The organism is Cedecea sp. NFIX57, assembly GCF_900177785.1.
GTDB classification, from domain to species: domain Bacteria; phylum Pseudomonadota; class Gammaproteobacteria; order Enterobacterales; family Enterobacteriaceae; genus Cedecea; species Cedecea neteri_C.
The window spans coordinates 68,760-79,960 of record NZ_FXAS01000022.1; the positions used below are offsets into that span (position 1 = coordinate 68,760).

Here is an 11,201-nt window from a genome sequence, read left to right on the forward strand (position 1 = left end):
TAACACGTGTACGCTCAACAAGTCCGATCAGTTGTGGTTGAACCAGTTGAGCCAGCGTAGCGGCCACGGAAAGCGCTGGCGAACATCCGGCGCCGAGGCCTGAGCAATACGCTCCTGCACCGCACGCATCAGGGTGTTTTGCCCTTCGCCATCCCACGGGAGATTGGTCAATAACGGCAGGGCATCAGCCACGTCGTCAATGGCCCAAATCGAGAATTTATTTTGCTCGACGGCCTCCAGTACATCTTTGTGTAGCGACAGGTGACGCACGTTCGCCAGAGGAATAATCACCCCCTGAACGCCGCTAAACTCACGCTGCTGACAAATACGGAAAAAGCCTTCCACTTTTTCATTCAGCCCGCCAACCGGCTGTACGCGGCCGAACTGATCCACAGAGCCAGTGATAGCGATGTGTTGATAAATTGGAACGTTAGCCAGGGCGCTTATCAGCGCACAAAGCTCAGCCATGGAAGCGCTGTCGCCGTCGACTTCGCTGTAAGATTGCTCGAAGGTGATGGATGCTGAAAACGGGATTTGCTGGTCAAGCTGCAGCTCTGACATCAGAAATGCCTGCATGATCATCATCCCTTTGGCGTGAATGTTGCCGCCAAGTTCTGCCTTGCGTTCTACGTCCGTAAATTCCCCATCACCGACGTGAACCACGCAGCTAATACGAGAAGGTTCACCAAACGCCCGTGGATGACCGGGGAATTCAATGACCGACAGAGCGTTGATCTGGCCAACCATTTCGCCTTCGGTTTCAATCAGGATTTGCTCCATCAGGATTTCATCCCGCATGCGCTCGGCCAGGAAACCTTCGCGCCATTCACGCTGCTCGAGCATTTGCTGGAGCTGTTCGGCGTTAAAGCTGTTTTCTTCGGTAAACGGCGCGACTTCGCGCAGCTGGCGTGAAATCCAGGAAGGGCAGAGCGGCAGCATTTCCTGATCGCCCGTGTAGCGGACGGCCTCACGAATCAGCGGTTGCCAGGCATCGGCTGCTGGTGCAGGCAATGATTTCTCAGCGGCAATGGCATAGATCCACTGACACCAAAGCGCCATTTCATCGGCAGAAGCAATTTGCAGATTGTCTTCAAATTCACTGTAGATAGCGGCCGAAGCCAGATCCATCTCCATTTCCTGGAAATCGGCCAGAGAGTCGCGCTCGCCAACCAGCACCAGTTTGAAATCCAACGCTAATGACGGAATTTTCACCGGCAGTGGGCGAGTTTCGTCAGGTGAAATCCAGTCAAAACGCCCCTGGATCATGATTTGTTTCAGGCGCAGCCACAGCAGCGGCTGGGCAAGGACGCTACGCATCGACAGCACCAGGACGCCACCGTTTACGCGATGAATCAGACCAGGCTCCAGCGACACTTCACCTGCAAACTGGCGCACGCAGCCGAACAGTTGTTCCGGTTCAACCCAGTCAGCGGCAATTACTTCTCCGCTGGACGCAAAGTTATCGTCAGTGTGCTCGGCCGGTTGCAGCGTGACCCGGCTACCTTCAATTAGATAGTGTCCGCCAACAATCTCGTCTTCTTCGTCACGGGATGCTTCAACGGCCGCGGCGATAAGATCCAGATACTCTTGTTCTTCCGGAGCTTTTATCAGCATCAGATCGACGGAAGAAACTGAAAGGTTGAGTTGCTCAATCCCGTAAACTAAACGAGGTTGAATCGCAGAAAGAGGGGCAGCGTCGGTATCATAAGGCTGTGCAAAAATTTCCTGATAGCTTTCGGTATCAGGCACCAGGGCACGCCAGTCAAGTCGATTAGTCGTCAAAGTCGCTATATTTTTTAATGAGATGTCAAAGGCGCGATTATACAAGAATCGCTCGGGTAGCACACGGATAAAGCAGTAACACAGTTTTATCCCCCTCACAGCTTTGATTTTCAGTTCAGCGAATGGCGGAAAAACTGTTATTCTGAACTAAGTTACACGGTCACACTGAGATCACAATGAAATATCAACAGTTGGAAAATCTCGAGAGCGGCTGGAAGTGGAAGTATCTGGTTAAGAAGCATCGCGAAGGGGAATTAATCACGCGATACATTGAGGCCAGTGCAGCCCAAGAGGCGGTAGAGCAGCTCCTGACGCTGGAGAATGTGCCGGTTCTGGTTCAGAGCTGGATTGATCAGCATATGAACCCGGCGCTGCATAACCGCATGAAGCAAACGATTCGTGCCCGGCGTAAAAGGCATTTTAACGCTGAGCATCAGCATACCCGTAAGAAATCTATCGATCTGGAATATCTTGTCTGGCAGCGTCTGGCCGGGCTTGCACAGCGTCGTGGCAATACGCTTTCGGAAACGGTTGTTCAATTGATTGAAGATGCGGAACGCAAAGAGAAGGTGGAAAGCAAGATGTCGACGCTTAAGCAGGATCTGCAGGCTATGCTGGGTAAAAAATGACGCGATGAAAGCGCGTGTGACTGAGTCATCGTGAAACTTCAAGCAATAAAAAACCCCGCCATGGCGGGGTTTTTGTTCAAGGAAGAGTAACTTATGCCGCAGGCTGAGTTACAACTTCTTTGATACCTTTAACTTCGATCTCAACGCGACGATCTGGAGCCAGGCAGTCGATCAGTTTAGCTTTAGGCGCTACGTTGTCACAGGTGTTGCCGGTAACTGGGTTAGCTTTGCCCATGCCACGTGGAGAGATTTTGTTCGCTGGGATACCTTTAGAGATCAGGTAATCAACAACGCTCTGTGCACGTTTTTCAGACAGTTTCAGGTTGTACTGCTCGGAACCGATACGGTCGGTGTAGCCCAGAACAACAACGGAACCATCTTTAGGATCCAGGTTGCTCAGCTGGGTGTACAGCTGATCCAGTGCCTGCTGACCTTCTGGTTTCAGGGTAGCTTTGTTGAAGTTGAACAGAACGTCAGACTTCAGAGTGAAGTGTTTGGTCTGTACTTCTGGAGCTGGAGCTGGAGCTGGCGCTACAACTGGAGCAGCAGCTTCCTGCTGACCGAAGCGGTAGGAAACACCTACGCTCAGCATGCCGTTGTCTGGACGAGTACCAACGGTCTGTGCATCACCGATGTTGTTAACCCACTGGTATTCCAGACGGGTAGCGATGTCACGGGTAACAGCCCACTCAACACCACCAGCGAATACTGGAGAAACACCGGTGTCGTGGTCTTTCAGACGCTCACCAGCCGCGTTGTTAGCGGTGGAGTCTGCACGCCATACCATGCCGCCCAGACGGGTGTAGATGTCCAGGTCGTCAGTGATTGGGTAACCCAGTTTAGCGGTCAGCTGCACGCCCTGAGCTTTGAAAGCACCGTTTTCTGGGGTGCCTTTGTAAGGCATACGGCCCAGCCAGTCATAACCCATTTCGAAACCAACGTACGGGTTAACCTGGTAACCACCGAATGCACCAGCACCCAGTTGGCTTTCGTGGGTCGGACCACTGCCGATACCACGGTCATAGCCGTTACCGTAGAAACCGGTGTCGTGGTACTGGGACCAGCCCAGTTTACCACCTGCATACCAGGTGTTATCTTTCGGTGCGGCCTGCGCTACGGTAGCGAAGCCAGCCAGTGCCACTGCAATCGCGATAGCTGTCTTTTTCATTTTTTGCGCCTCATTATCATCCAAAAGGCCATGAGCTCTAAACCAATTTAAAGCCCAGGGTTAAATCCTTCGCCCGGGTTTACGCTCAATTGTTACTCTACCGATATATCGGTGTTATGAAGAGCAACCCTGGCGAGGTAAAGTCTACAACGTAGTTGAAAAGTTACAAGTGTGAAGTCCGTCAGGCATATGAAAAAAAACGACTTGCATACATATTTTTTTACAAAACGGATTGTTTTTTGAACGAGCCCTCTATCAAGAGAACCCCGTCAAACCGCCATATGGCGGGCATTTTTGAGTCATGGCAGCGGATTGTATGGCATACGTAAAAAATTCCAGGATTTCTCCTAAATTTACTTAATGATACAAACTAGAATGAATTTTTAGGCCATTTCGTGGTCTTGAACCGGATGTCCTTGTACTGGTTGGACGCATTATAAAGCCCATCGCGTTACCTGTTTCCGCTGCGATCGTTAGCCGTGAATGTTCTTCATCTGTTAATTCTTCTGGTAGCCAGCCGATCACAACGCTGTAATTTCCTGTCTGTAAAGCTTTCACCATGGCGTCAACGGTACAAAGCGGATCTAACTGATTTGCCTGCATCACTTTTGCCAGCGGCAGCCCAGCCCCCTGCAGCCATGCGCGGCTCAGTTTTTGCTGTGGCGTCAGCCATAGCTGCCAGCGAGATTGTTGTCCCAACTGCTGTAATAAAGGTAGCAGAATAAACTGGGTAACCCATGGGCTCTCTTCACTGTAAACCACTTCACTGATTAACCCCTGTACGCTGTTATCAGAGAGAGACTGCGCCGGGGAGTGCGGAGTAACTACAACATGATGAAAGTGAGCTTGAGCGTTATGTGAGTGCATAGTGAGTCCCGCCTAATGGGTTACTGTATGCATGTACAGTAATGCCTGTGCGAACAAAGATCAACCGGAATTTCGGAAAGTGTCTCGCATTTTCGGTACGCAAAAGCGCTATAGATGAAATTGTCATTGCCATTATCTTTAACCTTACTTATTTTCAGGGATTAAGAGGGCGGGTAACCAGAACAGCTATTTACCAGTTGATATATAAGGACATATTATGAAAAAGGTGACATTTATTAGAATTCATAAATCACGGGAATATCTTTCGTCACTGGGGAAAATCGGTTGTCGACCGCTATTTGGTGGTTATAGTCTGACCGTCGACGGCGTGGTCTTTGCTATGGTGGCTGAAGGTGAACTTTATCTGCGGGCTTGTGAACAGTGCGCGGAGTATTTTATCCAAAAATCGGCGCCTCCTCTGATGTACAGTAAACGCGGGCTTCCTGTCGCGCTGAATTACTACCGTGTCGATGAAGAACTTTGGGAAAATCCGGAAAAACTCGTCCAGCTCTCTTCTCTGGCGTTAAGAAGCGCCCAACGTGAGAAGAAACAAATCAAAATACGTTCTCGTCGCCTTAAGGACCTCCCCAATCTTTCCCTGAATATTGAAGTTATGCTTCGTGAGGTGGGGATCAATGATCCACAAACGCTTCAACTCTTTGGTGCCAAACGGTCATGGCTAAAATTACGCAACACCAGGAAAACGGTAGGTATTAAAGTCCTGCTCTCGCTTGCAGGTGCTATTCGTGGTGTTCATGAGGCGGTACTGCCTGCTGAGGTTCGGAAAGAATTGACGGAATGGTGGCGCTGCTATGAGCAGCGCCAGCAAGCTTACTCTGAACACTGAGAGATTTGCTGTTGAAGACGTGAGATCTCAGGCAGAAGAGCAATCAATAACCCAATTTGTTGCAGAACCAGGGGTTCTTTTGTGTCTGCCCGAGTCTCAAGCTGTGAGATGCGCGCGGAGAGCCCTGCCAGAGCAGTCTGAACACGCTCCTCATCAACAGGCAGGTGATGTAATGCGTCATCAACATAGCAGACGGCGTCATCGAGTAACACTAACGTATCACCGTGGTTGAGTTTTTCCCTGTGTGCACCTAATGCAGAGATATAGCTATTAAAGGAGTGATTCAGGCAAAGCAGGCGAAACGCCGCTTCGCGCATGTCATCTGAGACGCGAGGTTCAGATGACATATTTGAAACAACTGAGGCGAGATCAGCGTCTCTGTTATGGGCATCTCGCCGGGCAATGCGATATTCAAGACGGTTATCACGCCCCTGGTGGTACTGTTCAAGAATCGCATCCAGATAACGACAATTAGCGTTGAACGCACGTTCAACGACTCGTGAAAGCCGGCGGAATCGCCAGTCAGGCCAGATGAAACTCACTGCCGCCCAGGCTATTGCACAGCCTAAAAGTGTATCAATCACGCGCGGGAGAGCGACTTCAAATCCTTCACCCAACAGGTTAAAGCACAGCAATACCAGCAGCGTAATAAACATGGTGGCGTGGGCGTATTGCACATTACGGAAAGCGAAGAACAGCACGCCAGTAATAACGATAAGTATCAGTTGGCCTTCGAGAGACGGAACAAGCCAAAGCAAGGGCAGGCCAACGGCCACCCCAACCAGTGTGCCGATGATACGCAGCGCTAAGCGTCTTCGGGTTGCACTGTAGTTGGGCTGGCAGACAAACAAGCTGGTCAGAAGTATCCAGTAACCGTGTTGCAAACCCGTAAATTGAATAAACGCATAGCCCACACAGAGTACCAGTGACATTCGTACCGCATGGCGAAAGAGTGCGGATTCTGGCGTGAGGTTAAGCTTTAGCCGCTGCCAGATATCATCGAATCCGGTTAGCTTGTCGTCGGCTAAACGGTGCTCGGGATCGTTCTGCGGCTCAGCAATAGCCTGTTCTGACTCAATGTTTGCCAGTTGCGCATCAATTGCCTTCAGATTTGTAATCAGAAAGCCCAATGCTTTTATCTCTGAAGCGGTTGCATGACTCACACGAATTCGATCCAGCGCGGAGTCCAGATGGGTAAATGCGCGTTCAAACCGTGGGTCGTGCTGATAAGGGACTCGCAACAGGATTGATCGAGAGAGCTGCTGACAGGCCTGTGACTGCATCGTTAGCAGGCGCTGAAAGCGGAACATCACGTCGCTGTAGCGAAACTTATCGCGCAAAGCCTGGTACTGAATATGGGAAGAACTCGCTCGTTCGTGAATATCCTGGGCTACGAAATAATAGTGAAGTGTCCGGCGAGTGCCTCTCTGCCCCCGGTCGCCGCGAAGGCGAGTCAGTAATGAGCTTTTTGTCTGATTTAGCGTGGTCACTAATTGGCTGTTAGCCATGGCCAACTGGAGCATTGGAGCCTGACTGTCTTCTTCTATATCAGGATCAAATAGCGTGGCTTTAATTTCAAGAAAGCTCGCGAGGCTTTCATAACAGCGTGCCAGATTGTCCTGCAGCGGGCGAATAGGGAAAATCAAATGGCCTGCTAACGTCAGGAAGTTGTACCAGACGGCGCCGGCTAAAAGGAACAGCGGTTGCTGATACCAGTGCTCATAGAGGGAAATACCGAGCATCGTGTAGATGGCGATAAGCAGCGCGCCAAAGGCAATGGTGGCATAGCGTTGCCCTAATCCGCCAAGGAGGATGAATCCGCTGGTGGATACCGTTAAACCCACTGCAAACAACCACGGCCAGGGGAACAGTAACTCAACGGATGCTGAAGCAATGAAAAAGCTGACTAAAGTGATCAGTAAATTTCGTAGCCTACCACTTACCCGGTCGTCGAGATCGGCCAGGGCTGCAGCCACAACGCCAAGCGTGAGGGGAATCGTCAGCTTGACCTCACCAAGCCACCACGGCAGCGCCGCAGTGCCTGCAAGGGCAATAAATATGCGCAAGTTATAAAGCCAGGCGCTGTTCCAGGTATAACGACGTACCAGTGGGCTTAGGGTCAGCACAATGGCTCCTTACTGGAAGCGGCGACGAGCATTGGATTCGCGAGCAGCTCTGGCTACTTCAACTGGCACAACCCGGCGGCCAACGGGCCATAATGCGATAGCGGCAATCTTGAAGTTCGCAATTCCTACAGGGATCCCTATAACGGTAATACACTGCGCGATGCCCGCCATAATATGCATGATGCACAACCACCAGCCGAAGAAGATCAGCCAAAGAACATTTAACAGGGTGCCTCCGGTATTTAGCAGCGTATTTTTACCCTGTGGATTAAGCTCATCGACATGCACGGCTTCATTGCCGTAGGGCACAAAGGAAAGCTTGGTGATTTCCCAGCAGGAGCGAGTCAGCGGCAGAGTGAAAATCAGCACAATGCTTACCAGCGTGGCAAACAACCATGAGAGGGTGGTCAAGAAGCCTCCCAGCACAAAGTTCAGAACATTAAGTACGGTACGCATAGAGACGCTTCCCTGACAGAAAAATAAAGAGTGATTAACCTTAGAAATTATAACGCGTTTTTACTCTGGAGCGTCATTCCATCGGCAGTTAAACTTGAGTCATAATTCCCACATCGGATCGGGCAACGTAATGGAACTCAAATCAACTTCTCTCGGCAAGCATTTGGCACAGCACCCTTATAATCGGGTCAAACTGTTACCTGCCGGCGTTGAGGTCAAAGGCGACCGCCATGAATATCTTATCCCATTCAATCAGTTAATAGCGATTAACTGTAAACGTGGTCTGGTTTGGGGCGAGTTGGAATTCGTTCTTCCTGAAGACAAGGTTGTTCGCCTGCACGGTACAGAATGGGCGGAGACCCAGCGTTTTTTCCATCATCTGAATTCGCTTTGGCTTAACTGGAGCGCGGAGATGAGCGATGTGGCTGCTGAAGTTTTAACCGCTCAACGTGAAGAGATAGCGAGGCGTACCCGAAAAGAGGTGTGGTTCCGGCGAAGTGATATGCAGGCATTACAAGATAACCTGCGTGCAGCTATTTCAGCTCTCCCACTGCCGCATGCCCGACTTGGTGAGTTTGAAAACTGTCGCGAAGCGTGGGCCATATGTAAAGCCTGGCTTGAACAGGGTGAAGAGCGTCGACATCAGCGCAATAACGTTTACACCGAACGGATGCTGGAAAAATATGCTGCTTTCTTTGATCAGGTTGAAAGCTCGCCGCTGAATCCGTCCCAGGCCCGTGCCGTGGTGAATGGAGAGGATTCCCTATTGGTACTGGCCGGGGCTGGTAGCGGCAAAACCTCTGTGCTTGTGGCGCGTGCTGGGTGGTTGCTACAGCGCGGCGAAGCAACAGAGGAGCAAATCCTGCTTTTAGCCTTTGGCCGTCAGGCCGCACAGGAAATGGATGAACGTATAGCCAGCCGCCTTAATACAGAGGCTATTTCCGCCAGAACCTTCCACTCACTGGCGCTGCACATCATTCAGCAAGGGAGTAAAAAAGTTCCTCGAATCAGCGAACTAGAGAGTGATGCTACGGCTCGCCATCAGTTGCTGATTGACAGCTGGCAGCAGCAATGCCGGGAAAAAAAAGCGATGGCCAAAGGTTGGCGGCAGTGGCTTAGCGAAGAGCTGGAGTGGGATGTTCCGGAGGGTGAATACTGGCAGGACAAACGCCTGGCGAAGAGGCTTGCCACCCGGCTCGATCGCTGGCTCGGCCTGATGCGGATGCACGGAGGTTCTCAGGCAGAAATGATAGACAGCGCACCGGAAGAGGTCAGGGAGCTTTTCACTAAGCGTATTAAGCTGATGGCACCGTTGTTAAAAAGCTGGAAGGCTGCTCTTAAAGCCGAGGAGGCGGTTGATTTCTCCGGTCTTATTCATCAGGCAATTAATGTGCTCGAAAAGGGCCGGTTTATCAGCCCATGGAAGCATATCCTTGTCGATGAGTTTCAGGATATCTCCCCCCAGCGGGCCGCCTTACTAGCCGCGTTAAGACGGCAGAACTCCCATACCTCACTTTATGCAGTGGGGGACGACTGGCAGGCTATCTACCGGTTTAGCGGGGCGGAAATGACGCTCACCACGGCATTCAGCCACCATTTTGGGGAAGGCGACAGCTGTGCGCTGGATACCACGTATCGCTTTAACGATCGCATCGGCGAGATTGCGAACGGTTTTGTACAGCAAAACCCGTATCAGCTGCGTAAGCCCCTCAATAGCCTCTCCAAAGGGGACAAAAAAGCAGTGACTCTGCTTGCCGATGACAGGCTCGATGATTTGTTGGACAAACTTAGTGGGTACGCTTTGCCCGAACAGCGAATTTTGGTGCTGGCGCGGTATCACCATTTGCGCCCGGAAAGTCTGGAGAAAGCCTCGACGCGATGGCCTAAGCTCAATATTGATTTTATGACCATCCATGCGAGCAAAGGACAGCAGGCAGACTATGTGATCATTCTTGGTTTACAGGAAGGAAAAGACGGTTTTCCTGCGCCCGCGCGTGAGTCAATCATGGAACAGGCGCTCCTGCCACAGCCGGAGGATTTCCCGGATGCAGAGGAGCGGCGTTTACTTTATGTCGCGCTGACGCGAGCCCGCCATCGGGTCTGGCTTATGTTCAACAAGCAGGAACCTTCTGTCTTTGTTGAGGCACTTAAACGGCTGGGTGTACCCGCGGCTAATCGCCCCTGATTATTTCAGGCGTTCATTCAGGTAGCGTTGGTAATCCGGGATAAGAATATCCACGCTTTCATTGAAGCCCGGTGAATGAATAATAAAATCGGCGGTAGAAAGGTTGGTGGCGACCGGGATATTCCACACGGTCGCCAGGCGCAGCAGGGCCTTAACGTCAGGGTCGTGAGGAACGGCATTGAGCGGGTCCCAGAAGAAAATCAGGACATCAATTTTGCCTTCAGAAATTAAGGCTCCTACCTGCTGGTCTCCCCCCATTGGGCCACTGAGCATGGCGTTGACTTCAAGGCCAGTTGCTCGCTGAATTAAATTACCTGTTGTCCCGGTGGCATAGAGTGTGTGGTTGGCAAGCGTTGCTTTATGACGCTGTACCCACTTCAAAAGCGCGTCCTTACAATGATCGTGGGCAACCAGTGCGATATGTTTTTTTACCGCAAGGGTGCGGGTAGTCAGTTCCATTCTCTTTTCCTGGGTAGTTTTAGGCTGCTAACAGATTACTCAAAGCCCCAGGAGCTGCAAGAGTAGAACGTCAAAAAAGCGAGGTATCTCGAGGCATTGCTATGGATTGGGTGTCTCATTTACCCAGTGTAAAAAACGTGCCCGCGTCGGCTTATCGGCTTGACTGAACCAGTATCTCAGCCGCTGCTCTGTGAGTGCTTCAGATTGTGCAGGTGGAAAGTCGGGATTCACCAGGGAAAATAGTTGCATACTTTCGTTGACCTTGAGGTTCGCGAATCCGGGCATTGACGCTTTTTTCCCTGATTTATTATAGCGCTGAGTTTCTTCTTCATAATCCGTTCCGGTTGGGTCGGGCTTTATCTCCAGAATATCGGTTCGGATGGGAATGGGATGAGCCTGGCTATCCAGCAGCTTAATTTGAAAAGTGGCTGCCGAGTGATTGGGATCTTTTAGCGGCAGAACAATATTGACCAGGTCTATCTCTTTGGTGTCAAAACTGATCACCAGCGGCGGAGATATTGCTGGGGGGCGGTTGCGAGTGCTGAGCGACTTTTTTTCAATTCGCAGAACGAGCTGGTGGGGCCCATTGTTCTGGTCAAGTTAATCAGGACACTTTTTTATCAGACATCTGTTCATAGCGTACCGGAGATATTTCCCCGTTCGCCGTATGATTTCTGTCAAG

At 51.0% G+C, this 11,201-nt stretch carries 9 protein-coding genes and 1 pseudogene; 3 read left to right on the forward strand and 7 right to left on the reverse strand.

From position 1 onward, the window contains the following. Positions 1-27 precede the first annotated feature (27 nt). A complete protein-coding gene (locus B9Y90_RS18195) occupies positions 28-1,782 on the reverse strand; it encodes an AAA family ATPase (protein ID WP_085542112.1) in 1,755 nt (584 codons plus the stop codon). A gap of 176 nt (positions 1,783-1,958) precedes the next feature. On the opposite strand from B9Y90_RS18195, the gene matP reads away from it, so the two are divergent. Further along, a complete protein-coding gene (gene matP, locus B9Y90_RS18200) occupies positions 1,959-2,411 on the forward strand; it encodes a macrodomain Ter protein MatP (RefSeq protein WP_008461251.1) in 453 nt (150 codons plus the stop codon). A 91-nt stretch (positions 2,412-2,502) separates the two neighbouring features. On the opposite strand, the gene ompA is transcribed toward matP, so the two are convergent. Together ompA and sulA are read right to left on the reverse strand one after the other, a co-directional pair. Then, the gene (ompA, locus tag B9Y90_RS18205; RefSeq protein ID WP_039291587.1) at positions 2,503-3,579 is read right to left on the reverse strand and encodes a porin OmpA; all 1,077 of its coding nucleotides are present in this window, start codon (positions 3,577-3,579) and stop codon (positions 2,503-2,505) included. 357 nt (positions 3,580-3,936) lie between these two features. Further along, the gene (gene sulA, locus B9Y90_RS18210) at positions 3,937-4,446 is read right to left on the reverse strand and encodes an SOS-induced cell division inhibitor SulA (protein WP_085542106.1); all 510 of its coding nucleotides are present in this window, start codon (positions 4,444-4,446) and stop codon (positions 3,937-3,939) included. A gap of 217 nt (positions 4,447-4,663) precedes the next feature. On the opposite strand from sulA, the gene B9Y90_RS18215 reads away from it, so the two are divergent. Beyond that, positions 4,664-5,293, forward strand: coding sequence for a TfoX/Sxy family DNA transformation protein (locus B9Y90_RS18215; RefSeq protein ID WP_039291590.1), 630 nt, complete (start codon positions 4,664-4,666; stop codon positions 5,291-5,293). Here B9Y90_RS18215 and yccS read toward each other — a convergent pair. Both yccS and B9Y90_RS18225 read right to left on the reverse strand, forming a co-directional pair. Continuing rightward, positions 5,278-7,416: a YccS family putative transporter gene (gene yccS, locus B9Y90_RS18220; protein ID WP_039296643.1), complete on the reverse strand. Its 2,139-nt coding sequence runs from the start codon at positions 7,414-7,416 to the stop codon at positions 5,278-5,280. The genes B9Y90_RS18215 and yccS overlap by 16 nt on opposite strands. Before the next feature lie 12 nt (positions 7,417-7,428). Then, positions 7,429-7,875, reverse strand: coding sequence for a YccF domain-containing protein (locus B9Y90_RS18225; RefSeq protein WP_039291593.1), 447 nt, complete (start codon positions 7,873-7,875; stop codon positions 7,429-7,431). Positions 7,876-8,005: 130 nt separating this feature from the next. Between B9Y90_RS18225 and helD the strand changes: the two genes are divergently transcribed. Further along, on the forward strand, positions 8,006-10,060 hold the full coding sequence (helD, locus tag B9Y90_RS18230) for a DNA helicase IV (protein ID WP_085542107.1): 2,055 nt from the start codon (positions 8,006-8,008) through the stop codon (positions 10,058-10,060). Here helD and mgsA read toward each other — a convergent pair whose 3' ends face one another. Beyond that, on the reverse strand, positions 10,061-10,519 hold the full coding sequence (mgsA, locus tag B9Y90_RS18235) for a methylglyoxal synthase (RefSeq protein ID WP_008461260.1): 459 nt from the start codon (positions 10,517-10,519) through the stop codon (positions 10,061-10,063). It abuts the gene before it with no gap. A 99-nt stretch (positions 10,520-10,618) separates the two neighbouring features. Continuing rightward, a pseudogene (locus tag B9Y90_RS18240) lies at positions 10,619-11,098 on the reverse strand (DUF2057 family protein); the annotation flags it as partial. Positions 11,099-11,201 lie beyond the last annotated feature (103 nt).

Bases quoted from the DNA above. Each gene is read 5' to 3' on its own strand.
- sulA (WP_085542106.1), bottom strand. From the start codon at position 4,446: ATGCACTCACATAACGCTCAAGCTCACTTTCATCATGTTGTAGTTACT.
- matP (WP_008461251.1), top strand. From the start codon at position 1,959: ATGAAATATCAACAGTTGGAAAATCTCGAGAGCGGCTGGAAGTGGAAG.
- helD (WP_085542107.1), top strand. From the start codon at position 8,006: ATGGAACTCAAATCAACTTCTCTCGGCAAGCATTTGGCACAGCACCCT.
- B9Y90_RS18225 (WP_039291593.1), bottom strand. From the start codon at position 7,875: ATGCGTACCGTACTTAATGTTCTGAACTTTGTGCTGGGAGGCTTCTTG.
- mgsA (WP_008461260.1), bottom strand. From the start codon at position 10,519: ATGGAACTGACTACCCGCACCCTTGCGGTAAAAAAACATATCGCACTG.
- B9Y90_RS18215 (WP_039291590.1), top strand. From the start codon at position 4,664: ATGAAAAAGGTGACATTTATTAGAATTCATAAATCACGGGAATATCTT.
- ompA (WP_039291587.1), bottom strand. From the start codon at position 3,579: ATGAAAAAGACAGCTATCGCGATTGCAGTGGCACTGGCTGGCTTCGCT.